This window comes from Limnohabitans sp. Hippo3, from assembly GCF_003063665.1.
In the GTDB taxonomy this organism is placed as follows: domain Bacteria; phylum Pseudomonadota; class Gammaproteobacteria; order Burkholderiales; family Burkholderiaceae_C; genus Limnohabitans_A.
On the sequence record NZ_NESF01000002.1, the window covers coordinates 176,615 to 199,611 of the forward strand.

At 62.5% G+C, this 22,997-nt stretch carries 25 protein-coding genes; 10 read left to right on the plus strand and 15 right to left on the minus strand.

Features of this window, described 5'->3' with window-relative positions; genetic code table 11:
- Positions 1–36: 36 nt before the first annotated feature.
- The 6 genes from B9Z34_RS05250 to B9Z34_RS05275 form a co-directional block, all read right to left on the minus strand.
- A complete protein-coding gene (locus B9Z34_RS05250) occupies positions 37–780 on the minus strand; it encodes a lysophospholipid acyltransferase family protein (RefSeq protein WP_108427053.1) in 744 nt (247 codons plus the stop codon).
- A 108-nt stretch (positions 781–888) separates the two neighbouring features.
- On the minus strand, positions 889–2,181 hold the full coding sequence (locus B9Z34_RS05255) for a dihydroorotase (RefSeq protein ID WP_108427054.1): 1,293 nt from the start codon (positions 2,179–2,181) through the stop codon (positions 889–891).
- Between the two features lie 11 nt (positions 2,182–2,192).
- On the minus strand, positions 2,193–3,158 hold the full coding sequence (locus B9Z34_RS05260; RefSeq protein ID WP_108427055.1) for an aspartate carbamoyltransferase catalytic subunit: 966 nt from the start codon (positions 3,156–3,158) through the stop codon (positions 2,193–2,195).
- Positions 3,159–3,174: 16 nt separating this feature from the next.
- Positions 3,175–3,675, minus strand: coding sequence for a bifunctional pyr operon transcriptional regulator/uracil phosphoribosyltransferase PyrR (pyrR, locus tag B9Z34_RS05265; RefSeq protein WP_108427056.1), 501 nt, complete (start codon positions 3,673–3,675; stop codon positions 3,175–3,177).
- Complete coding sequence (ruvX, locus tag B9Z34_RS05270) at positions 3,672–4,088, minus strand: Holliday junction resolvase RuvX (protein WP_108427057.1); 417 nt, start codon at positions 4,086–4,088, stop codon at positions 3,672–3,674. Before ruvX ends, pyrR begins: the two co-directional genes overlap by 4 nt.
- Entirely contained in the window at positions 4,085–4,687 is a 603-nt protein-coding gene (locus B9Z34_RS05275) for a YqgE/AlgH family protein (RefSeq protein ID WP_108427058.1), read from the minus strand. Before B9Z34_RS05275 ends, ruvX begins: the two co-directional genes overlap by 4 nt.
- A gap of 74 nt (positions 4,688–4,761) precedes the next feature.
- Here B9Z34_RS05275 and B9Z34_RS05280 point away from each other — a divergent pair, with 74 nt between their 5' ends.
- On the plus strand, positions 4,762–6,237 hold the full coding sequence (locus B9Z34_RS05280) for a deoxyribodipyrimidine photo-lyase (protein ID WP_108427059.1): 1,476 nt from the start codon (positions 4,762–4,764) through the stop codon (positions 6,235–6,237).
- Here the strand turns inward: B9Z34_RS05280 and B9Z34_RS05285 are convergent, their stop codons facing one another.
- On the minus strand, positions 6,238–6,408 hold the full coding sequence (locus B9Z34_RS05285; protein WP_090045047.1) for a rubredoxin: 171 nt from the start codon (positions 6,406–6,408) through the stop codon (positions 6,238–6,240).
- A 102-nt stretch (positions 6,409–6,510) separates the two neighbouring features.
- Here B9Z34_RS05285 and B9Z34_RS05290 point away from each other — a divergent pair, with 102 nt between their 5' ends.
- Both B9Z34_RS05290 and hemL read left to right on the plus strand, forming a co-directional pair.
- The gene (locus B9Z34_RS05290) at positions 6,511–7,455 is read left to right on the plus strand and encodes a bifunctional hydroxymethylpyrimidine kinase/phosphomethylpyrimidine kinase (protein WP_108427060.1); all 945 of its coding nucleotides are present in this window, start codon (positions 6,511–6,513) and stop codon (positions 7,453–7,455) included.
- Positions 7,456–7,472: 17 nt separating this feature from the next.
- A complete protein-coding gene (gene hemL / locus B9Z34_RS05295) occupies positions 7,473–8,768 on the plus strand; it encodes a glutamate-1-semialdehyde 2,1-aminomutase (protein WP_108427061.1) in 1,296 nt (431 codons plus the stop codon).
- 6 nt (positions 8,769–8,774) lie between these two features.
- On the opposite strand, the gene B9Z34_RS05300 is transcribed toward hemL, so the two are convergent.
- Positions 8,775–9,278, minus strand: coding sequence for a TA system VapC family ribonuclease toxin (locus B9Z34_RS05300; RefSeq protein ID WP_108427062.1), 504 nt, complete (start codon positions 9,276–9,278; stop codon positions 8,775–8,777).
- Positions 9,244–9,528, minus strand: a complete 285-nt coding sequence (locus B9Z34_RS05305) for a hypothetical protein (RefSeq protein WP_108427063.1) — start codon at positions 9,526–9,528, stop codon at positions 9,244–9,246. Before B9Z34_RS05305 ends, B9Z34_RS05300 begins: the two co-directional genes overlap by 35 nt.
- Positions 9,529–9,666: 138 nt before the next feature.
- Here B9Z34_RS05305 and B9Z34_RS05310 point away from each other — a divergent pair, with 138 nt between their 5' ends.
- The gene (locus tag B9Z34_RS05310; protein WP_108427064.1) at positions 9,667–10,002 is read left to right on the plus strand and encodes a DUF6172 family protein; all 336 of its coding nucleotides are present in this window, start codon (positions 9,667–9,669) and stop codon (positions 10,000–10,002) included.
- A 159-nt stretch (positions 10,003–10,161) separates the two neighbouring features.
- On the opposite strand, the gene B9Z34_RS05315 is transcribed toward B9Z34_RS05310, so the two are convergent.
- The 4 genes from B9Z34_RS05315 to dusB all read right to left on the minus strand — a co-directional run bounded on the left by B9Z34_RS05315 (position 10,162) and on the right by dusB (position 14,489).
- Positions 10,162–11,415, minus strand: coding sequence for a DEAD/DEAH box helicase (locus B9Z34_RS05315; protein ID WP_108427065.1), 1,254 nt, complete (start codon positions 11,413–11,415; stop codon positions 10,162–10,164).
- Positions 11,416–11,520: 105 nt separating this feature from the next.
- Positions 11,521–13,107 (minus strand): bifunctional phosphoribosylaminoimidazolecarboxamide formyltransferase/IMP cyclohydrolase, encoded by a 1,587-nt coding sequence (purH, locus tag B9Z34_RS05320; protein ID WP_108427066.1) that lies wholly within the window; start codon positions 13,105–13,107, stop codon positions 11,521–11,523.
- 99 nt (positions 13,108–13,206) lie between these two features.
- Complete coding sequence (locus B9Z34_RS05325; RefSeq protein ID WP_108427067.1) at positions 13,207–13,446, minus strand: Fis family transcriptional regulator; 240 nt, start codon at positions 13,444–13,446, stop codon at positions 13,207–13,209.
- Complete coding sequence (gene dusB / locus B9Z34_RS05330) at positions 13,443–14,489, minus strand: tRNA dihydrouridine synthase DusB (protein ID WP_108427068.1); 1,047 nt, start codon at positions 14,487–14,489, stop codon at positions 13,443–13,445. Before dusB ends, B9Z34_RS05325 begins: the two co-directional genes overlap by 4 nt.
- 169 nt (positions 14,490–14,658) lie before the next feature.
- Between dusB and B9Z34_RS05335 the strand changes: the two genes are divergently transcribed.
- Together B9Z34_RS05335 and B9Z34_RS05340 are read left to right on the plus strand one after the other, a co-directional pair.
- Positions 14,659–15,132, plus strand: coding sequence for a YqaA family protein (locus tag B9Z34_RS05335; RefSeq protein ID WP_108427069.1), 474 nt, complete (start codon positions 14,659–14,661; stop codon positions 15,130–15,132).
- Between the two features lie 2 nt (positions 15,133–15,134).
- Positions 15,135–16,082, plus strand: coding sequence for an alpha/beta fold hydrolase (locus B9Z34_RS05340; protein WP_108427164.1), 948 nt, complete (start codon positions 15,135–15,137; stop codon positions 16,080–16,082).
- A gap of 66 nt (positions 16,083–16,148) precedes the next feature.
- Here the strand turns inward: B9Z34_RS05340 and ychF are convergent, their stop codons facing one another.
- Complete coding sequence (gene ychF / locus B9Z34_RS05345) at positions 16,149–17,240, minus strand: redox-regulated ATPase YchF (protein ID WP_108427070.1); 1,092 nt, start codon at positions 17,238–17,240, stop codon at positions 16,149–16,151.
- A gap of 196 nt (positions 17,241–17,436) precedes the next feature.
- Between ychF and B9Z34_RS05350 the strand changes: the two genes are divergently transcribed.
- Genes B9Z34_RS05350 through B9Z34_RS05365 form a run of 4 tightly spaced genes read left to right on the plus strand, consistent with a single transcriptional unit; the run spans position 17,437 to position 21,592 of the window.
- Positions 17,437–18,612 (plus strand): FAD-dependent monooxygenase, encoded by a 1,176-nt coding sequence (locus B9Z34_RS05350; protein ID WP_108427071.1) that lies wholly within the window; start codon positions 17,437–17,439, stop codon positions 18,610–18,612.
- A 41-nt stretch (positions 18,613–18,653) separates the two neighbouring features.
- Positions 18,654–19,370: a DsbC family protein gene (locus B9Z34_RS05355; protein ID WP_108427072.1), complete on the plus strand. Its 717-nt coding sequence runs from the start codon at positions 18,654–18,656 to the stop codon at positions 19,368–19,370.
- On the plus strand, positions 19,367–19,822 hold the full coding sequence (locus tag B9Z34_RS05360; protein WP_108427073.1) for a DUF3429 domain-containing protein: 456 nt from the start codon (positions 19,367–19,369) through the stop codon (positions 19,820–19,822). Before B9Z34_RS05355 ends, B9Z34_RS05360 begins: the two co-directional genes overlap by 4 nt.
- A gap of 12 nt (positions 19,823–19,834) precedes the next feature.
- Positions 19,835–21,592 (plus strand): M61 family metallopeptidase, encoded by a 1,758-nt coding sequence (locus B9Z34_RS05365; protein WP_108427074.1) that lies wholly within the window; start codon positions 19,835–19,837, stop codon positions 21,590–21,592.
- Here B9Z34_RS05365 and paaK read toward each other — a convergent pair whose 3' ends face one another.
- Complete coding sequence (gene paaK, locus B9Z34_RS05370) at positions 21,593–22,897, minus strand: phenylacetate--CoA ligase PaaK (RefSeq protein WP_108427075.1); 1,305 nt, start codon at positions 22,895–22,897, stop codon at positions 21,593–21,595.
- Positions 22,898–22,997: the final 100 nt, after the last annotated feature.

The window sequence follows — 22,997 nt, forward strand, 5'->3', positions numbered from 1 at the left end:
CTCCTCGATGGCCTAAACCCGTCCTTCACAGGGCCTTCAATGCCGCGCATCCCTCAGCCGGATTATCTCTTCACGCAAATCATGGGACCATGCACGGCGGTCGCGACCTTGGGCCCATTGCAAGTCACCGAAACGAACCACCGCCGTGATCCTTGGTGCTGTCAGGGTACGCCAGATCGACCCCAGCAAGGTGTCATCGCCAATATAACAAGGCGCAAAACTCGGCTCGCCACTGCGCGCATCCAGAAACTGAAGGGACATGGGTTGAACCGGGGCTTCGGCCTGAATGGCCGACTGGATCAGGTTGGCATGGAAAGGCAACACATCACGCCCATCACTGGTTGTGCCTTCCGGGAAAACCGCCACCACATCGCCGTTCTTCATGGCATCGGCCATGTCCTTGACCATGCGCAAGGCATCTTTTCGGCTGGTGCGTTCGATGTAGAGCGTGCCCGCCCCCGTGGCGAGCATGCCCACCAAAGGCCAGTCGCGGATGTCGGATTTGGACACAAAACGGCAATGCCGGGCCGCATGGATGACCGAAATGTCCAACCAGGAAATGTGGTTGGCCACGATCAAGGCCGGGCCGTTGGACACAGGCTGCCCCAGCACCTTGAGGTGAATGTCCCACAAAGCGAGAAACTGCAGTGCCCACGCCTGCACACGCATTTCACGCTGCTCGGCGTTGAACTGGGGAAAGCGGACATAAATCGTCCACATGCCGACCAACACGTGCCATAGACCACGCAGCAACTTCCAAATCGCACGCAAGGTCCGCATCACGCACTCATGCCCTGGTCATCCACAGCTTGGAACAAGGCATCCTCAACGCCTGATCCGCTCGGGCCTGACAGCGCCCGCTCGGGTGACCACATGGCGCAACACCCCTCAAGCCTCGAACGCCACATGCCCGCCAACCACAGTGGCCAACACGCGACCAGGCAGCTCGTAGCCGGAAAACGGCGTGCTCTTGCCTTGGCTGCGCAGCGAATCTTCCGTCACCAGCCAATGGCCCTCGATCGACAGCACACAGACATCGGCCACACCACCCACCGCCAGATGACCGACAGAGTCCCGCAGGCTGCCCAGCGTCGCCCCGAGCACACGGGCCGGGTCGGCCGTGATGCGCGACAACACTTGCGACAAAGGCAGCCCGGACTCTTGTCCCCACTTGAGCGCCAGGCTCCACAGCAGTTCCATGCCTGTGGCGCCTGGTTCGGCTTCGGCAAACGGCAGCGCCTTGGCGTCGGCATCCACCGGGGTATGGTCGGACACCAGCACGTCCAGCGTGCCGTCGGCCAGGCCTGCACGCAGCGCATCGCGGTCGCGCTGCTGGCGCAACACGGGCACCAGGCGCGCGCGGCTGTCGAAGTAGCCCATGTCGGCATCGGTCAGGTGCAGCGAGTTGATGCTCACGTCGGCCGTGACCGGCAAGCCCTCGGCCTTGGCCTGGCGGATCAGCTCAACACCCTGGGCGCTGCTGATGCGGCACAAGTGCACACGGGCACGCGTGCTGCGCACCAGCTCAAAAATCGTGTGCAGGGCAATGGTTTCGGCCGCCACCGACACGCCCGACAGGCCCATGCGTGTGGCCAAAGCGCCGCTGGCGGCCACGCCTTTGCCCAGGTGCAGCTCTTGTGGACGCAGCCAGACCGTGAAGCCAAAGGTGCTGGCGTATTGCAAGGCGCGCTGCAGCACCTGGGTGCTGGGGATCGGCACCTCGGCCTGAGAAAAACCCACACAACCCGCGGCAGTGAGCTGGCCCATTTCGGTCAGCACATCGCCTTTCAGGCCCAGGGTGAGTGCACCCAGCGGCAGCACACGGGCCTGGTGCAGTTTTTCGGCGCGGTAGCGCAGCATTTCGACCAGACCGGGTTCGTCCAGCACGGGATCGGTGTCGGGGGAGCAAACCAGGCTGGTCACGCCTCCGGCCACGGCGGCGGCCATTTCGCTCTCCAGCATGCCTGCGTGCTCCTGGCCGGGTTCGCGCAAGCGCGCCGCCAGGTCCACCAGGCCTGGGGCCACTATGCTGCCCTCGGCGTCGATCACGCGGTTGGGTGTGAAGTCGGCGGGCGCTTGGCCGATGGTCACGATGCGACCGGCAGCGATCGCCAGATCGGCGGTTTGGTCAAAGCCGCTGGCCGGGTCAATCAAGCGGCCGTTTTGGATGAGTAGTTTCATGGTGTCAGTCCTCACGCCTCATTGCCGGCCACGATGCTCATCACCGCCATGCGCACGGCGATGCCGAAGGTCACTTGCGGCAGGATCACGCTTTGTTGCCCATCGACCACGGCGGAATCAATCTCCACGCCCCGGTTGATCGGCCCCGGGTGCATGACGATGGCATCCGGCTTGGCCAGTTGGAGTTTTTCGGGCGTCAGGCCAAAGCTCTCGAAGTATTCCTGGCTGGAAGGCAACAGCGCACCGCTCATGCGCTCGTTTTGCAGGCGCAACATGATCACGACATCACAGCCCTTGATGCCTTCTTCGAGGTTGTTGAACACGCGCACACCCATTTGCGCCATGTCGGCGGGCACCAGGGTTTTAGGGCCCACCACACGCACTTCGGCGCAGCCCAAGGTGGTGAGCGCGTGGATGTCAGAACGCGCCACGCGCGAATGCAGCACGTCGCCCACGATGGCCACGGTCAGGTTGGAAAAATCCTTCTTGTAATGCCGGATGGTGTACATGTCCAGCAGGCCCTGGGTGGGGTGAGCGTGGCGACCGTCACCCGCGTTGACCACGTGCACATGCGGCGCGACATGCTGGGCAATCAGGTAGGGCGCGCCCGATTCGCTGTGGCGCACCACAAAGATGTCGGCGGCCATGGCGCTCAGGTTGGCGATGGTGTCAAGCAGCGACTCGCCTTTGCTGGCCGACGAACGCGCAATGTCGAGCGTGTAGACATCGGCCGACAGGCGGGTGGCCGCGATGTCGAAGGTGGTGCGGGTGCGGGTGCTGTTTTCAAAAAACAGGTTGAACACGCTCTTGCCGCGCAAAAGGGGCACCTTTTTCACCTCGCGGTCGCTCACGCTGACGAAGCTCGCCGCCGTGTCGAGGATGTGCGTCAGGATGTCCTTGGACAGGCCCTCGGTGGAGAGCAGGTGGATCAGCTCGCCGTTTTTGTTGAGTTGGGGGTTGTTGCGTTTGTAGAGCATGTTGTTTTCACCTCAATCAGGCTTTGTTCTCCACTTCAAAACTGAAACGGCCTGCCGCATCGCGCGCCAGCGCCAGCGATTGCGTCTCCGGCAGGGCCACGCGGGCGGCAGCAAAGTCGGCCTGGATGGGCAGCTGGCGACCACCCCGGTCCACCAAAACGGCCAACTGCACCCGGGCGGGTCGGCCGTAGTCAAAGATTTCGTTGAGCACCGCGCGAATGGTGCGGCCGGTGTAGAGCACATCGTCGAGTACCAGAATGTCGGCCCCATCGACCTCAAAAGGCAAACTGGTCTGGCCGCCTGCAGACAGGCCGCGCTGGGCAAAGTCGTCGCGGTGCATGACCGAGGACACCTGACCTGACTCACCGGGCAAGCCCAGTTCACGCTGCAGGCGCTCGGCCAGCCAGGCGCCGCCCGAGGTGATGCCCACCAGGCGGGTGTGGGCCCTGCACAGGCTGCGCACACCGCGCAGCAGCTCCAGGTACAAGGCCTCGGCGTTCAGGGCCAGTGCGCTCATGGGATGTTCCTTAAAAATTGGTCCAGGATGATCGCCGCCGCCGCCGCATCGGCGTCTTTGGCGCCATAAGAATGGGCTTCGGTGGTCGTGTAGCGCTCATCCACCTCGTACACCACCAGGCCAAAGCGACCGCGCAACTGGCGACCGAACTTGCGGGCACGCAGGGTGTTTTCGTGCTCGCCGCCATCGGGGTGGGTGGGCACACCGATCACCAGCGCGTCGGGCTGCCACTCTTGGATGCGTTTGGCGATGTGCTCAAACCGGGCATCCCCCTCGGCGGCAATCGTGCCTTGCGGCGTGGCCGACTTCATCAGCCGGTTGCCCACGGCCACGCCAGTGCGCTTGAGGCCAAAGTCAAAGGCCAAAAAACTCTGGTGGTTGGCGGGAACGGTGTTCTCGGGGGTGCTGCTCATGCGTGCCCCGCGTCTGGCGAGAGCATCCAGCTTTTGAGCCCCAACAGGTCCAGGGCGCGGTCATAGCGCTCGGCCATGGGCACCTCAAACACCACATCGGCCGAGGCAGGCACCGTGAGCCAGGTGTTTTCGCTCAATTCGGACTCCAGCTGCCCCTCGCCCCAGGCCGCATAACCCAAAGTGACCAGCACGCGGCGTGGCCCCGCACCCGAAGAAAGAGCTTCGAGCACATCGCGTGACGTGGTCATCTCCAGCCCACCGGGGACAGTGAGGGTGGAGGCGTAAATGGAGCCGCCATCCAGTTCAGGCTTGTCCATGCGCATGGGGTCGTGCAACACAAAACCGCGCTCGGTCTGAACCGGGCCGCCATGGCCCACCGGGTTTTCCACCAGGTCTTCGCGTCGCAGAGGCAAATCGACCTTGTCAAACAGCAAACGCATGCTGATGTCGGCCGGTTTGTTGATGATCAGACCCATGGCCCCACGGGGGCTGTGCTCGCACATGTAAACGACACTGCGGGCAAATGTCTCGTCCTCCAACCCGGGCATGGCGATCAGGAAATGATGCTTGAGGTCAATCGAGGCAGAATCGGCGGTCATGCACCGATTTTAGCGGCCCTGTCTCTGCGGACGGGGTCAAGGGTGCATTGTTTGACCCAACCCGGCATACCCCGATGGAAACCCCTTTTTCTTGTGGCCTGGTCTGGCTGCGGCGCGACCTGCGCGTGAGTGACCATGCCGCCCTGCACCAGGCCCTGAAGCACTGCCAACGGGTGCATGTGGCCTTCGTCTTTGACACCGAGATTCTCGACGCCCTGCCCCGCGCTGACCGGCGGGTCGAATTCATCCGCGAGTCGCTGGTCGAGGTCGATGCCCGCTTGCGCGAACTGGCGGGCCACCCCAAAGCTGGCCTGATCGTGCGTCACGGCGTGGCCAAGGACAAAATCGTCAAACTGGCCCAGCACCTGCAGGCGCAGGCCGTGTTTGCCAACCACGACGACGAGCCGCAGGCACTGGCCCGCGACATCCAGGTGCGTGGCCACCTGGCCGACCACGGCATCGTGCTGCACACCTTCAAGGACCATGTGGTCTTTGAACGCAACGAAATGCTGACCCAGTCGGCCAAGCCTTTCAGCGTGTTCACGCCCTACAAAAACGCCTGGCTGAAGAAAGTCACGCCCGAAGACCTGCAGGCTTTTGAAGTGGCAGCGCTGGACCAACGCCTGGCACCACGCCCCGATGACCTGGCGCACCCTGTGCCCAGCCTGGCAGACATCGGCTTTGAGCCCACCAATTTACAAGCCCTGAAAATCCCCACAGGCGAGTCGGGCGCGCAGGCCTTGCTGCAGGACTTTTTGATCCGCATCGACCATTACGAAGACACGCGCAACTTTCCGGCCGTCAAAGGCCCCAGTTATTTGAGTGTGCATTTGCGCTTTGGCACCGTGTCGATCCGCCAGCTGGCCCGCGAGGCGCATGCCCGCATGCAGGCGGGCAGCACGGGGGCGAGTGTGTGGCTGTCGGAGCTGATCTGGCGCGACTTTTATGTGCAGGTGCTGCACAACTTTGCGCATGTGGGCCAAGGCCAAAGCTTCAAACCCGACTACGACGCCATCCGCTGGGAGCACGGCCCGCACGCCCACAAGCTGTTTGACGCCTGGTGCGAAGCGCGCACCGGCTACCCCTTGGTGGACGCGGCCATGCGCCAGATCAACCAGACGGGCTACATGCACAACCGCCTGCGCATGGTGGTGGCGAGCTTTTTGGTGAAGGATCTGGGCATCGACTGGCGCTGGGGCGAAAAGTACTTCGCCACGCACCTGAACGACTTTGACCTGTCGGCCAACAACGGCGGCTGGCAATGGGCCAGCTCCAGCGGGTGCGACGCGCAGCCTTACTTTCGCATCTTCAACCCGATCAGCCAAAGCGAAAAGTTCGACCCTGAAGGCAAATTCATTCGCCGCTATGTGCCCGAGCTGGCGGCCTTGCCCACGGCCGCGTTGCACGCGCCTTGGCTGGCCAAACCCATGGAATTGCAAGCGGCGGGGGTGGTGATCGGCAAAACCTACCCGGCCCCCATCGTCGACCACGCCGAAGCGCGGGAAAAAACGCTGGCGCGGTATGCGGTGGTCAAGAAAAGCGCGGACTGATCAGATGGCGACCATCTCGAAATCTTCCTTGCGGGCTGCGCATTCGGGGCAGGTCCAGTTCATGGGCACATCCTCCCATTTGGTGCCGGGGGCAATGCCGTGCTCGGGGTCGCCTGCAGCTTCGTCATAGATCCAGCCGCAAATCAGGCACATCCAGGTTTTGTGTTCCATCACAGTGTCGCAATCAGAGAGTCGAATAGAATGATTTGATTGTATCGGGCGAGCCCGGTGCCCGGCTGAAGACCTTCTGAAGCACACTGCCATTCGCCTTTCATGACCGATCACAAGCCCGAATTCCCAACCGAGACCGACGTGCTGGATGCCGAGGACGCTGCGGGCTTGGCCTGCGTCCTGTCCTTCAATGCCAACGACCCCAGCGGCGCGGGAGGCCTGAGCTGTGACGCGACCGCCATGGCTTCGGTCGGGGCACATTGCATGCCGGTATGTACCGGTGCTTATGTGCGCGACACCAGCAGCATCACCGACTTTTACCCCCTGGACGAAGAAGCTGTTCACGACCAGGCCCGCGCCGTGGCCGAAGACGTGCCCGTGCAGGTCATCAAAGTCGGCTTTGTGGGCACACCGGAGAGTCTGGCGGTGATTGCTGAACTCTCGGACGACTACGACGGTGTTCCGGTGGTGGCCTACATGCCCAACCTGTCCTGGTGGGAAGACGACAAGATCGACGCTTATCAGGACGCTTTTCGCGAATTGGTGCTGCCGCAAACCAGCGTGCTGGTCGGCCACCACAGCACCCTGCGCCGCTGGCTGCTGCCCGAATGGTCGGGCGAGCGCAACCCCGGGCCGCGCGACATCGCCAAAGCTGCCGCTGAGTTGGGCGTGCCCTACACCCTGGTGACCGGCCTGCCCTTGCCCGACCAGCACATTGACAACGCCTTGGCCTCGCCCGAAACCGTCTTGGCCCACGAAAAGTTTGAGCGCATCGAGGCGGTGTTTGCCGGCGCAGGTGACACCCTGACCGCGGCCCTCGCCGCTTTGCTGGCCACCGGCATGGACCTGCCCGAAGCCACCAGCGAAGCTCTGCATTACCTCGACCGCTGTCTGGACGAGGGCTTTCGGCCCGGTATGGGCCAGGTCATTCCAGACCGCCTTTTTTGGGCACTGCCTGAAGGCGAAGAAACCGACGGCGAAGAAGGCCCCGAAGTTCATCCCGGCGCCGATTACTTTGAAGTGCCATTCAACGAAACCAAACACTGAAGCCAGAGACAAGCCGCATGACCGACCGTAACCAAACCCTTTTTGACCGCGCCGCCCAAGTGATCCCCGGTGGCGTCAACTCGCCTGTGCGCGCCTTCCGCGCCGTGGGGGGCACCCCCCGCTTTGTGCAGCGTGCCCAAGGCGCTTATTTCTGGGACTCCAACGGCCAGAAATACATCGACTACATCGGCTCCTGGGGTCCGATGATCCTGGGCCACGGCCACCCGGCCGTGCTCGAAGCGGTGCAAAAAGCCGCGCTTGACGGCTTTTCGTTTGGCGCCCCCACCGAGCGCGAAATCGAACTGGCCGAAGAGATTCTGAAACACGTGCCGTCTATGGAGATGGTGCGCCTGGTCAGCTCGGGCACCGAAGCAGGCATGAGCGCGCTGCGCCTGGCGCGTGGCGCGACGGGCCGCAGCAAGTTCATCAAGTTCGAAGGCTGTTATCACGGCCATGCCGACGCCCTGCTGGTCAAGGCCGGCTCGGGCCTGGCCACCTTTGGCAACCCCACCAGCGCAGGCGTTCCGCCCGAAGTGGTGCGCGACACCCTGGTGCTGGAATACAACAACATCGCGCAACTCGAAGAGGCTTTCCAGTTGCACGGCCAAGAATTGGCCTGCGTGATGATCGAGCCGATTGCGGGCAACATGAACTTTGTGCGGGCCAGCGTGCCCTTCATGAAACGATGCCGCGAGCTGTGCAGCGAATACGGCGCACTGCTGGTGTTTGACGAAGTGATGTCGGGTTTTCGCGTGGCTCTGGGCAGTGCGCAAAGCGTCTACGCCCAAGCCATCCCCGGCTTCAAGCCCGACATGACGGTGCTGGGCAAAGTGATCGGCGGCGGCATGCCACTGGCGGCCTTTGGTGGCCCGCGCGAGATCATGTCCAAACTGGCCCCCACCGGCCCGGTCTACCAGGCCGGCACCCTGAGCGGCAACCCGGTGGCCACCGCCTGTGGCCTGGCCACGCTGCGCGAGATTGCCAAACCCGGCTTTTTTGATGCCCTGGGCGCCCGCACCAAAAGCCTCGTGGACGGGCTGACGGGCGCTGCCGCTGCGGCGGGTGTGCCCTTTGTGGGCGATTGCCAAGGTGGCATGTTCGGCTTTTTCCTGCTGCCCGAGCTGCCACAAAACTATGCCAAAGTGATGACCAGCGACAGCCCCAAGTTCAACAAACTGTTCCACGGTTTGCTCGATGGCGGTGTCTACATCGCGCCTGCACTGTACGAAGCCGGTTTTGTGAGCGCGGCCCACACCGATGCCGACATCGCCGAGACCGTGCGGGTGGCGGCAGACGTGTTCAAGACACTCTGATTTGAGTCACTGACCGGGCAAAACCAAGCAGCGCTCCAGCCCAAATCGCTCAAAGTCGCGCTCAAACGTGACCATGCGCAGGCCAGCGCTTTGGGCTGTGGCCGCCACACACACATCGGCCCACAAGCGAATGGGTTGAGGCTCGCCCCGACGCCCCAGCAGCTGTGCAATGGCGTCATCCAAACCGGGCGGATCGGCCAGCAAACCCACGGCAGGTGTGTCAACCCATTGGCGGTACATGGCCATGGCCTGCGTCAGATTCAACACATTGGGGCCCATCGCGCGGGGCTGAGACAGCACGCGCACCAAACCCATCATTGTTGTTCGACAAAACCACAAAGGCGTTGCGGCCACGCAGGCCGATTCCCAGTAGCGCATGGCCTGTGCGTGAAACGGATGCGCTGCGCTGCACAGCCCCACCCACACATTCACATCGGGCAAATCGCCCGGTGCCAAACGCCAGTTGGCCGAAACCTCAGCCACGCCCCAGGGGCCGGATGGTTCGCTCATCGTCTTCCTCGTTGATCAATTCATACAAATCGGCGTTGGTCCATTTACCCAGATCCAGGGGCAGAGGCCCCTGGTTTGGAATGACCGGGGGCCGGGCTTGGAACCGCTTTTGCGGGTCCACCACCTCGCGGGCGGACAAGCCACGTTCGACCAGCTCAATGACCAGGTCGCGCAGGGTTCGGCCCTCTTGGGCGGCCCGGGTTTTGAGGTGCTTGAAGAGCGGATCGGGAATGTCAATTGAAGTGCGCATATTTGCAATTTTGCATAAAAGCATCGATGCGCACAACACCAACCACCTGCCGGGCGCCAAAGCGCCAGACAAACCGGCGATAATCCGCCCCTGCATTCACGTCCGGACCGGGCGCTTGCCTCTTCCCTTGGACTCCCGATGAAAAAGAACTTCCCCCTGCAAGCCGAAGGCAAGCACCCCGACCGCGTGCTCGAAGCCGTCAAGCACGACATCCGCAAATACTTCAAGCGTGAGCGCAACCGCGACCTGCCCAAGGGTGCAGATTTTTGGGACTTTGACTGCAAAGTGGGCCTGACCGCCGACACCGCCGAAGTGGTCCGCGTGAGCGGCGTGATCGAAGCGGTGGACGCTGCTGCCAAGTCAGGCGCAACGTCGGTCTATGTAGAGATTTTGAGCAAGCACGGCGTGCGAGTGCTCAAGCCACAAGACCACAGCGGCGGTGAAGACCTGTTGAATGATCAGAGCCACGCCTGATTTTTAGACACCTACAGAAAGCCCGAAGCAATGGATGCCCGATCAAGTCGGGCATGACGAGAAACTGTCATAACCGCGCATGCGGGTATCCATGAGCATGCAAACCTAGATCTCCGTTCAAGTCGGGCATGACAAAACCGGGGGGGGCGTTTTTTCGCTCTAATCGGGCTTGTTGGCGTCGGCAGCTGCGGCGGCCCGCAACTTGTCCTTCTTGCTGGGGCGTGAACCTTTGACACCCCCATTGCCGGATGACGGCGGTGGCGGGGTTTCGGTGGGCTCAAAGCCTGGAATTTCCTCCAAAGCGAGTTCCAGGCTTTCGCGTTTCTGGATCAACTTCCAGTGCGCGAGCGCAGCGGCGGTGACAAAGCTTACCGCGTCGCCGTGCGCCCCGGCCCGGCCCGTGCGGCCAATACGGTGGGTGTAGTCGGTGGCCGAGCGCGGCAGGTCGTAATTCACCACCACCGGCAGCATGGCGATGTCGATGCCGCGTGAGGCCAGATCGGTGGTCACCACCACATCCCAGCGGCCCGCCTTGAATTCACTCAAGACGTCCTGGCGTGCGCCTTGGCTCATCTCGCCATGGAATGGCGTGGCATAAATGCCCGCTTTGTACAGCTTGTTCGCCACATGCTCGCAGGCGTAGCGCGTGGCCACAAACACCAGCACCTGTTTCCAGCCATTTTCGGTGATCAGGTGGCGCAGCAAAGCGGTGCGGCTTTTCTCGTCCACGCGGATGGCACGTTGGGTGATGTCAGGCTGATGGCCTTCAAACGCTTCCACCGTGATGCGCACAGGCTCGCGCAGCAGCTTGGCCGCCAAGACTTCAACCTCGGGCGCGAACGTGGCTGAAAACAGCAAAGTTTGGCGCTTGGGCGGCAGCAGCGCCAGTACGCGTTGCAACTCGCCGGCAAAGCCCAGGTCCAGCAGGCGGTCGGCTTCGTCCAGCACCAGGTGCTGCACATCGGCCAGGCGTACAGCGTTCTGGTCGATCAAGTCGAGCAAACGGCCAGGCGTGGCCACCACGATGTCGGCCCCGCCGCGCAGCGCCATCATTTGCGGGTTGACCGAAACACCACCAAACACGGTGTTCACCTTGAGCGACTGCGGCAGCTTGTAAGCCAGATTGGCCAGCACATCGCCCACTTGCACCGCCAGCTCGCGCGTGGGCACCAGCACCAGCACGCGCACTGGGCGGCGAAAGTTGGTCTGGCGTGGCGAAGCCAACAAGTGCTGCAGCAGCGGCAGCGCAAAAGCCAGCGTTTTACCCGAGCCGGTGGGCGCGGTGGCCCACACATCGACCGACTTCAACACTGCCGGAATGGCCTCGGCCTGGATGGGGGTGGGGGCATACAAGCCCATGTCACCCACAGCGCGCAAAAGCGCAGGAGTCAAGCCGAGTGAATCAAAGGCCATCAGGGGCTTTCTGTAGGAGGCCGCCCCTGCGGCCGATGAACTCTGGCACAACAAACATTCGCGAGCAGGGGCTCGCGCCCACAGGGCACACCGATGGGCACGCCATCAATGCCGGAAGTGCCGCACACCCGTGAACACCATGGCCACGCCGCGCTCGTTGGCGGCGTCAATGACTTCCTGGTCGCGCATCGAGCCACCAGGCTGGGCCACACTGGTCGCGCCCGCATCGACCACCACATCGAGGCCGTCGCGGAAGGGGAAGAAGGCGTCGCTGGCGACCACGGTGTTTTGCAGGCTCAGCTTCGCGGCTTCTGCCTTGATGCTGGCGATGCGGGCTGAGTCCAAGCGGCTCATCTGGCCTGCGCCCACACCCATGGTCATGCCGTTTTTGCAGAACACGATGGCGTTGGACTTGACGAACTTGGCCACTTTCCAGGCGAACAACAAGTCGGTCAGCTCTTCAGGGGTGGGTTGCTTGACGGTGACGATCTTGAGATCAGCCAAAGCCAACTCGTGGTTGTCGGCGCTTTGCAGCAAGAGGCCCGAGCCCACGCGCTTGGTTTCCAAAGCGTTGCGCACGTTGCCGTAATCAGCGGGCAAAGCGATTTTCATCAAGCGCACATTGACCTTGCTCTTGAACACTTCCAGCGCTTCAACGCTGAAGTCGGGGGCCATGAGCACTTCAACGAATTGCTTGCTCACCGCTTCGGCTGCAGCTTTGTCCACGGGACGGTTGAAGGCGATGATCCCGCCAAACGCGCTGGTGGGGTCGGTCTGGAAGGCCTTGCTGTAGGCTTCGAAGGGGTTGGCACCCACGGCCACGCCGCAGGGGTTGGCGTGTTTGACGATCACACACGCGGTGGTCTCAAAACTCTTGACGCATTCCCACGCCGCATCGGCGTCAGCGATGTTGTTGTAGCTCAGCTCTTTGCCTTGCAGCTGCACACCTGTGGCCAGCGAGCCTGCGGCAGGGGCCAAGTCTCGGTACCAGGCGGCTTGTTGGTGGCTATTTTCGCCGTAGCGCAGGTCTTGCACCTTGACGTATTGCTCGTTGAACTGGCCTGAGAACTGGGCGCGCTCGGGCATGTAGGTTTCGCTCAGCTTCTCGGCTTCAAAGTTCACGCTGGACAAATAGTTGCTGATCGCACCGTCGTATTGGCTGATGTGGTTGAACGCGGCCACCGACAAGGCAAAACGCAGTTTGTCGCTCAGTTTGCCGTTCGCTTTAAGTTCGGCAATCACATCCGCGTATTGGCTGGCGTCGGTGACGATGCCCACGTCTTTCCAGTTCTTGGCAGCAGAGCGCACCATGGCGGGGCCGCCGATGTCGATGTTTTCAATCGCGTCGGCCAGCGTGCAACCGGGCTTGGCCACGGTGGCTTCAAACGGGTACAAGTTCACGATCAGCAGGTCGATGGTGTCGATGCCATGCGCCTGCAAAGCGGCCATGTGCTCGGGTGTGTCGCGGCGCGCCAGCAAACCGCCGTGCACTTTGGGGTGCAGGGTTTTCACACGGCCATCGAGCATTTCGGGGAAGCCGGTCACTTCGGCCACTTCGGTCACGGGCAGGCCCTTGTCGGCCAGGAGTTTGGCGGTGCCGCCAGTGGAGATCAGGCCCACGCCCAAAGCGTGCAGTTCTTTCGCCAGATCGACGATGCCGGTTTTGTCAGAGACAGAGATGAGGGCTCTCATGGGGGCTTTCTTCAAAATTCAAAGGTGTTCACAGCGAGGCCGGGTAAAGGGTTCCGGCAGGTATTCAGCGGGGCTTGGCAACGCCAAGCCTCCATAGGCTCATTTCAACAAATCGTGCTCGAGCAATTTCTTGCGCAGGGTGTTGCGGTTCAGGCCCAGCCACTCGGCCGCGCGCGACTGGTTCTGGCCAGACTGGGTCATCACCACGTCCAGCAGCGGCTTCTCGACCAGCTTGACCAGCATGTCGTACAGACCGGTCGGGTCGGTACCGTCCAGATCGCGGAAATAGGTTTCCAGGTTGTCGCGGATGCAGTTTTCAATCGATTGGGGTTCGCTCATGGCGTGGTCTCTAAATCGGTGCAGGCCTCAGGGCGTGAGGGCTGGCGCGCAGGCAAACGCTCCATCTGATCGGCCAGGCCGTCCAGATAGGCGGCCACGGCGGTCAGTTGCCCGGCTGCAGTCTCCAGGGTGTTCATGTGTTCACGGAAGGCCTCGCCACCGGGCAAGGCACGCACATACCAGCCGATGTGTTTGCGCGCCGAGCGCACACCGGTGTATTCGCCATAAAGACCATAGTGGTCTTGCAGGTGCTCCAGCAAGGCGCGGCGCACCTCGGCGACCAAAGGCGGGGCCTGGTGTTCGCCCGTGGCCAGAAAGTGACCGATCTCGCGAAAAATCCAGGGGCTGCCCTGCGCGGCGCGGCCAATCATCACGGCGTCAGCCCCAGTGAACCGGAGCACATCGCGGGCTTTTTCGGGCGAATCGATGTCGCCGTTGGCGACCACCGGAATCTTGAGCGCGGCTTTGACGGCGGCCACGGTGTCGTATTCGGCCAGGCCCTTGTAGCCTTGCTCGCGGGTGCGGCCATGCACGGTGACCATTTGCACCCCAGCGCTTTCAGCGGCACGGGCCAGGCTCAAAGCGTTTTTCTCGGCATCGCACCAGCCGGTGCGCATCTTCAGGGTCACGGGCACGCCGTGGGGCAAAGCCGCTTCAACCACCGCGCTGATGATTTCCAGCGCCAGCGGCTCGTCCTGCATCAGGGCGGAGCCGGCCCATTTATTGCAGACTTTTTTGGCCGGGCAACCCATGTTGATGTCGATGATTTGCGCGCCCCGGTCGATGTTGTAGCGTGCGGCGTCGGCCATCATCTGCGCCTCGGTGCCCGCGATCTGCACTGCGATCGGGCCGGGCTCACCGTCGTGGTTGGCGCGGCGCGAGGTTTTGAGCGAAGCCCACAAGTCAGGCCGCGAGGTGACCATTTCGCTCACGGCATAACCCGCGCCGAACTGCCTGCACAGCTGGCGAAACGGCCGGTCCGTCACCCCCGCCATGGGGGCCACGAACAAGTTGTTCGGCAATGGGTAAGGGCCAATCTGCATGACTGGTGGGTACTGAAATTTGGGGGAACCTGAATAGGATGCACGATTGTAGTTGCTCAATATTTCAGCAGCTGACATCGAAATGTGCTAGCGAAAGGGATGGGCATTTCTGCGCTTGGCACGGACAGGTGCAGCCAACTCACCACCCACCTGCCGCTAAACTGCCCGCATGGAACTTTGGCTCAATCAATTGCTGCAGTGGCTGGCCTTACCGGAACATGGCCTGAGCACGGTGTTTGTGGTGGCCTTCATGTCTGCCACTTTGCTGCCCATGGGCTCGGAGCCAGCCGTATTTGGCTTGGTGAAACTCAACCCTGAATTGTTTTGGCAGGCGATTGTGGTGGCCACCGCGGGCAACACCTTGGGTGGTATGGTCAGCTGGTGGATGGGCTGGGGAGCACACAACGCGGTCAACAAGTGGCGCGACTCCAGCACACACATCCGCGCCCTGGCCTGGCTGGAAAAACTGGGGCCCAAGGCCTGCTTGCTCAGCTGGTTGCCCGGCGTGGGCGATCCTTTGTGCGCGGTGGCCGGCTGGCTCAAGATGCCACTGTGGCCCTGCACGCTCTACATGGCGATTGGCAAGTTTTTCCGCTACCTGTTCATGACAGGCGCTTTGCTCTGGCTGTTTCCATCCTCATGAACATGACCAAAATCCTTTTGACGGGCCTCTTGCTGTTGCTCATGACCGTGGCGGTCGGGATCGGCCTGACTTGGGCACCCGATCGGTCGGTGGACACCTTGAAAACACGTTGGGCCGCTGCGCCCTCACGGTTCATTGAACTGCAAGGGATGCAGGTGCACCTGCGCGACGAAGGCCCTCGGGATGACCCCGAGCCCATCGTGCTGATCCACGGCACCTCGGCCAGTCTGCACACCTGGGATGGCTGGACCGCCGCGCTCAAAAACCAGCGACGCGTTATCCGCATGGACCTGCCCGGATTCGGCCTGACCGGACCCGCCCCTGATGGCGACTACCGGATGGAACGGTATGCAGACTTCATCGTGGCCCTGATGGACCAACTGGGCGTTCGCAAAGCCGTCTTGGCTGGCAACTCGCTGGGGGGCGGCATTGCTTGGCGCACCGCCGTGCAACACCCCGACCGTGTCAGCCGCCTGGTGCTGGTGGATGCCACGGGCTACCCCTTGCAATCCACCTCGGTGCCGCTGGGCTTTCGGCTCGCGCAGATTGAGGGGCTCAAACCGGTCATGCGCCAACTCCTGCCCCGCCGCATGATCGAGGCCAGCGTGCGCAATGTGTATGCCAACCCGGACCAGGTCACGCCCGAACTGGTGGACCGCTATTACGAATTGACGCTGCGTGCGGGCAACCGTGAGAGCCTGACCCAGCGCATGAAGCTGCGCGAGACCGATGCCTTGTCTGCCGGGCTGATCCCCGGCATCCGGCAACCCACCCTGATTCTGTGGGGTGCACAAGACAGGCTCATCCCTGAGCCATCTGGCCAACGCTTTCACCAGGACATCGCAGGCAGCCAATATGTGGTGTTCGAAGGCCTGGGGCATGTGCCCCAGGAAGAAGACCCGCAGCACAGCGTGGCGCCGGTGCTGAAGTTTCTGGCGCTCAAGCCCTGACCCAGCAACATGTCCAAACAAAAAACCGCGCCATGGCGCGGTTTTTTTGTTGCAGCTGTGACAGGGTCAGGAGCTGAACAGGAAGTTCATCACATCGCCATCCTTGACGACGTACTCCTTGCCTTCGGCGCGCATCTTGCCCGCGTCCTTGGCGCCTTGCTCACCCTTGAAGGTGATGAAGTCGTCGAACGCGATGGTCTGGGCGCGGATGTAGCCTTTTTCAAAGTCGGTGTGGATCACGCCAGCGGCCTGCGGGCCGGTGTCGCCTTTGTGGATGGTCCAGGCACGCACTTCCTTCACGCCAGCGGTGAAATAGGTTTGCAGGCCCAACAAGTCATAGGCCGAGCGGATCAGGCGGTTCAGGCCGGGCTCGTCCTGACCCAGCTCCTTCAGGAATTCCAGGCGGTCGGCGTCGTCCATCTCGGACAACTCGGCTTCGATCTTGGCGCAAATGGCGACCACGGGCGCGTTTTGCTTGGCGGCAAAGGCCTTGAGGCGATCCAGGAAGGGGTTGTTCTCGAAGCCGTCTTCCGACACGTTGGCCACGAACATGGCGGGCTTGGCCGTGATGAAAAAGAACTGCTTGAGTTCGGCGCGTTCTTCCTTGCTGAAGTCGATGGTGCGCACCGGCTGGGTGTCGTTCAGGGCGGCCTGGCACTTTTCCAGAATCGCCATTTGTTTGACGGCGTCTTTGTCGCCAGAGCGGGCAATTTTGCTCACGCGGTGGATGGCTTTTTCCACAGCCGCCAGGTCGGCCAGGCACAGCTCGGTCTGGATGACCTCGATGTCGGCGATCGGGTCCACCTTGTTGGCGACGTGGATCACGTTGGGGTCTTCAAAGCAGCGCACCACGTTGACGATGGCGTCGGTCTCGCGGATGTGGGCCAAAAACTTGTTACCCAAGCCTTCGCCCGTGCTGGCCCCGGCCACCAGGCCCGCGATGTCCACAAACTCGACGATGGCCGGCACGATGCGCTCGGGCGAGATGATGTCGGCCAACTGCTGCAGGCGCGGATCGGGCACCTCCACCACGCCGGTGTTGGGCTCGATGGTGCAAAAAGGGTAATTCTCAGCCGCGATGCCGGCTTTGGTCAGGGCGTTGAAAAGGGTGGATTTGCCCACGTTGGGCAAACCCACGATGCCGCATTTGAGGCTCATGAAAGGCTTTCGGTGATTCGGGAAGTAACGGATGATTTTAACGAGTGCCCCGGCACTGCTGACTTTGGCTGGATGCCATCGGGTATCCATGGTGGCCGAAGGCAGCAGGCATGCCCCCGATCGCGTCGGGGGCGGCAAAAGCCTATGTCTGAGGAGGCAAAGGCCCAAACAAGGGCCCCCACCTACAATACAAACCATGGCAAACCCTCCCGATATTTGCATCCGTGGCGCTGGCATTGTGGGCCGCACTTTGGCCTTGCTGATGGCCCGCGAACGGCTGAACGTGGCCTTGGTCGAGTCGCCCATGGCCACCGCCATGCCCGACGTGCGTGCCTACTCGCTCAACGGCGCGGCCATGGCCTTGCTGCAAGACCTGCGCTGCTGGCCCGAGCATCCTGCCGTGACACCGGTGCACCAGATGCAGGTCTGGGGCGACCACGGCGGCCACCTGAACTTTGGCGCCCACGAACAGGGCGTGGCTGAGCTCAACTGGATGGTCGATGTGCCCGTGCTGCAAGAGCGACTGGCCCAGGCCGTGCAGTTTCAGCCCCAGATTCAAGTGGTGAATGCCCCGGTGGGCGCCCCCCTCACCGTGGTGTGCGAAGGCCGCGCGAGCCAGACACGCGCCGAGCTGGGTGTGGGCTTTGACACCACGCACTACGAACAACATGCCGTGGCCACACGCCTGCAGTGCGAACGCCCGCACGAAGGCATCGCCCGGCAATGGTTTGGCTGGAGCCACGCCCCCGGCCTGTCACAGCCGCAGGCCGAAGTGCTGGCTTTGTTGCCTTTGGGCGGTGAAGGTGCACGCGAAGTCGCGCTGGTCTGGTCGGTGCACCCGCTGCGGGCACAAGAGCTCATGGCCCTGAGCGCCAAAGACTTTGGCGCCGCGCTGACCGAAGCCTGCGGCCACGCACTGGGCGGCATGCAGCTGTCGGCCGAGCGCGCGGTGTGGCCGCTGCAACTGGCCCGTGCCGAGCGCTGGATCGGCCCGATGCCGGGCGCTGCCAAGCAATCGTTCGCCTTGGCCGGCGATGCGGCCCACGCGATGCACCCCCTGGCAGGCCAGGGCCTGAACGTGGGCCTGGCCGATGTGGCCGAGCTGGTGCAGGTCATCCGTGCCAAGGAATTCTGGCGTCCCTTGTACGACCTGAAACTGCTGCGCCGCTATGAACGCGCCCGCCAGGCCGATGTGCAGGCCATGGGCTGGGTCACCGATGGCCTGCAGCGCCTGTTTGCCCAGCCTGGTCCGGTCTGGCAAAACCTGCGCAACTGGGGCATGCGCGGCTTTGACCGCAGCGGTCCGCTGAAACACTGGATGACGCAACGCGCCATGGGCCAAAGTGCGGACAAAGCCCACCTCGCCAGTTGACCCCAAACCCTTCACTTTTCCCGAACCCGAAAGCCTCTGCGATGAAGTTTGTTTTTTCCAAGTGGGCCCTGATCGTGGCCACCACCGTCCTGTCGCTGGGCAGCGCGGTGGCCCAGGAAGCGGCCATTCGCAAAAACCTGAGCGAACGCCTGCCCAATCTGCCCAAGATCGACGAGGTGAGCAAAACCCCGATGAATGGCCTGTTCGAAATCCGCATGGGCAACGAGGTGATGTACAGCGATGCCGACGGCAGCTTCCTGATCCAGGGTGCCCTGATTGACGTCAAGCAAAAGCGCAACCTGACCGAAGAACGCATGGAGAAACTGTCGGCGATTGCCTTTGACCAATTGCCGATGAAAAGTGCCTTCACCCAGGTGCGCGGCAACGGCAAGCGCAAGCTCGCCGTGTTTGCCGACCCCAACTGCGGCTACTGCAAGCGCTTTGAAAAAGACCTGCAAAAACTGGACAACGTGACCATTCACCACTTCCTCTACCCCATCCTGGGCGAAGACTCGAAGACCAAGTCGCGCAACATCTGGTGCGCCAAAGACAAGGCCAAAGTCTGGAACGACTGGATGATCAACGGCACCACGCCTCCCACAGCCAACTGCGATGCATCTGCTGTGGACACCGTTGTCGAATTTGGCAAAAAGAACCGGATCACGGGCACGCCCATGCTGCTGTTCGCCGATGGCACCCGCGTGCCCGGCGCGGTGCCCATGGCCCAAGTCGAAAAAATGCTGGCTGACCTCAAATGACCCCACCACTGACCGAAGACCCGACCTGGCGGCTGATCCGTCGCCTGGGCTATGCCGGACTGATCCCCTTTGTGTTCCTGGCCCTGTGCCTGTGGCTGGTCGGCCCCGATCTGCACCCGTATGTGGCGCTGTCCATGCAAGGCTATGGCGCGGTGATCGTGTCGTTTTTGGGGGGCATCCATTGGGGTGTGGGCTTTCGCAATGCCCTGATCACACCCAACGCGCCGCGCATCCACTTCACCTGGGGGGTCGTGCCTTCGCTGCTCGCCTGGGTGGGCGTGATGATGCCCGCCTTTGCCGGTTTGCCCCTGCTGGGCTTTGTGCTGATCGGCTGCTACCTGATGGACCGCCGCACCTGGCCTGCCGCGGGCCTGGCCCCCTGGCTGCCCATGCGCCTGCAGCTGACCACCGTGGCCAGCCTGAGCTGCTTTTTGGCGGCGGGCGCAACCTGACCATTCACACGCATGACCGCCATCCACTACACCGTTGAAGCCGCCGACCTGCATGCCCACCTGTTTCGGGTGACCTTGACGGTGCCTGAACCTGCGACGCAGCAAACCGTGTCGCTGCCGGTCTGGATTCCGGGCAGCTATCTGGTGCGCGAGTTTTCCAAAAACCTGCAAAACCTGAGCGCCAAACAAGGCCGCCGCAGCGTGCCCATCACCCAGCAAGACAAGTGCAGCTGGGCCATGACCTGCAAGAGCGGTCAGCCCCTGGTGCTGAGCTACGAGGTCTATGCCTTTGACCACTCGGTGCGCACCGCCTGGCTGGACAGCCAGCGCGGTTTTTTCAATGGCACCAGCTTGTGCCTGCGGGTGCATGGACAAGAACATGCGCCGCACCAGTTGCAGTTACAAGCCGTCAAAACCCAGCCCGACTGGCAGGCCGCTACGGGCCTGGCGCCTGTCAAAACCGACAAAAAAGGCTTTGGCCTTTACCAGGCCGCCCACTACGACGAGCTGGTGGACTGCCCTGTGGAGCTGGGCACGTTCTGGAGCGGCAGCTTCACAGCCTGTGGCATCCCCCACCGCTTTGTGGTGGCCAGTGCCCTGCCCTCCTTTGACGGTGACCGCCTGCTGGCCGACACGCAAAAAATCTGCGAAGCCGCCATCCGGTTCTGGCATGGTGCGGGCAAGGCCGCAGGCCAAAAAGCGCCGCACAAAAACTACCTGTTCATTCTCAACGCAGTACACGATGGTTATGGCGGGCTGGAGCACCGTAACAGCACCGCGCTGATCTGCAACCGCAGCGACCTCCCGCGCCAGACCCCACCCCGCACCAACGAGGGCTACACCACGCTGCTGGGCCTGATCAGCCACGAGTACTTCCACACCTGGAACGTGAAACAGCTGCGCCCCGATGCTTTGGCCCGCTACGACTACAGCCAGGAAAACTACACCCAGTTGCTCTGGTTTTTCGAGGGCTTCACCAGCTATTACGACGACATCCTGCTGCGCCGCGCGGGCCTCATCGACGACGCCACCTACCTCAAGCTGCTGGGCAAAACCATCGCCCAGGTGCAACAAACCCCGGGCCGGCATGTGCAGACGGTGGCGCAGGCCAGCTTTGACGCCTGGGTCAAGTACTACCGCCAGGACGAGAATACGCCCAACGCCACCGTGAGCTACTACACCAAGGGCGCACTGGTGGCGCTGTGCCTGGACCTGGCGCTGCGCAAAGAAGGCCAGACGCTGGATGCCGTGATGCGGGGCCTCTGGAAGCGCTGTAAGGCCGGGCCCATGCGTGAACAAGACCTGCTGGACGAACTGCAGGCCCACACGGGCCGCAGCTGGCAGGCAGAAATCCAGGCCTGGGTGCACAGCACCACCGACTTGCCCCTGCCCGAGCTGCTGACCGCACAAGGCGTCGTCCTGGATGCCGAAACATCGACCATGGCCCAACGCCTTGGTCTGCGTGTGAGCGAAGCCGGTGGCAGCGTCCAGATCAAGGGCGTGCTGCGCGGCAGTGCCGCCGAGACGGCGGGGCTGGCCGCTGGCGACGAATGGCTGGGGCTGGAGGTGGGGGCCAAAGGGCAAGGCGGCAGCTGGCGCCTGCACAAACTCGACGACCTGCCCGCCCTGCTGGGGCGCGAACAGAAACTGGTGGCGCTGGTCTCACGCGACAAACGCCTGCTGCGCCTGCCCCTGAAGGTGCCAGCACAAGCCAGCGGCTGGAAACTGTCGGTGCCAACCGACCGCACCCCAGGCTGGCCCTCGGTCTGATCACTTTTTGCGCAAATCCACCACGCGCTTGGCCTTGCCCTGGCTGCGCTCGACGCCGCCTTCGGCCTTGAGCTCGATCGCCACACTGGAGCCGATGAACACCTTGATCTCGTGCTGCAGCATTTTGGCGGCAGCGCGGGCTTCGATGCTGTCGGGTGACACGCCGGGTTTGGTCTCGATGACGACCTTCAAATCGTCCATCGGACCTTCACGGGTCAACACGCACTGGTAGTGCGGGGCCAGTTCGGCGCGCTTCAAGATCAGCTCTTCGATCTGACTCGGGAACACGTTCACGCCCCGGATGATCATCATGTCGTCGCTGCGGCCGGTGATTTTTTCCATGCGGCGCATGCTCGGGCGCGCCGTACCGGGCAACAGACGCGTGAGGTCACGCGTGCGGTAGCGGATGATGGGCAGCGCTTCCTTGGTCAGGCTGGTGAAGACCAGCTCGCCCATCTCGCCGTCGGCCACAGGCTCACCGGTTTCGGGGTGGATGATCTCGGGGTAGAAATGGTCTTCCCAGATGGTCGGGCCGTCCTTGGTCTCGATGCACTCGCTGGCCACACCCGGGCCCATCACTTCGGACAAGCCATAAATGTCCACTGCATCGATGGCCATGCGCTTTTCGATCGCGGCACGCATGTCGTTGGTCCAAGGCTCAGCGCCAAAGATGCCGATGCGCAGCGAGCTGGTCTTGGGGTCGATGCCTTGGCGCTCGAATTCGTCGGCAATCGCCAGCATGTAGCTGGGCGTGACCATGATGATGCTGGACTTGAAATCCTGAATCAGCTGCACCTGGCGCTCGGTCTGGCCGCCGCCAAAGGGCACGACCGTGAGGCCGAGTTTTTCGGCACCGTAATGCGCGCCCATGCCACCGGTGAACAAACCGTAGCCGTAGCTCACGTGCACCATGTCGCCAGGCTTGGCGCCACCCGCGCGGATGCTGCGGGCCACCACGGTAGACCAGGTGTCGATGTCTTTGAGGGTGTAACCCACCACCGTGGGTTTGCCGGTGGTGCCGCTGGATGCGTGGATGCGGGCGCAGTTTTCACGGGGCACGGCGAACATGCCAAACGGGTAGCTGTCGCGCAGGTCGGCCTTGGTGGTGAAGGGGAACTTGGCGATGTCGGCCAGCGTCTTGCAGTCGTCCGGATGCACACCTGCGGCATCGAACTTGGCGCGGTACACGGGCGAGTTGGCATAGGCGTGCTGCAGGGTCTGCTGCAGGCGCTTGAGCTGCAGGCTGCGCAGCTCGTCGATGCTGGCCTTTTCAATCGGCTCCAGGGGGAAGGCTTTTTCAGTCATGTGTGACTCCGGATTCAAAAACAAGGGATGGTCTGCATGTTCGAGGCGCTGGCAGGCATGGATTCCCGCGTGCGCGGGAATGACAAACCAACACGCGGGA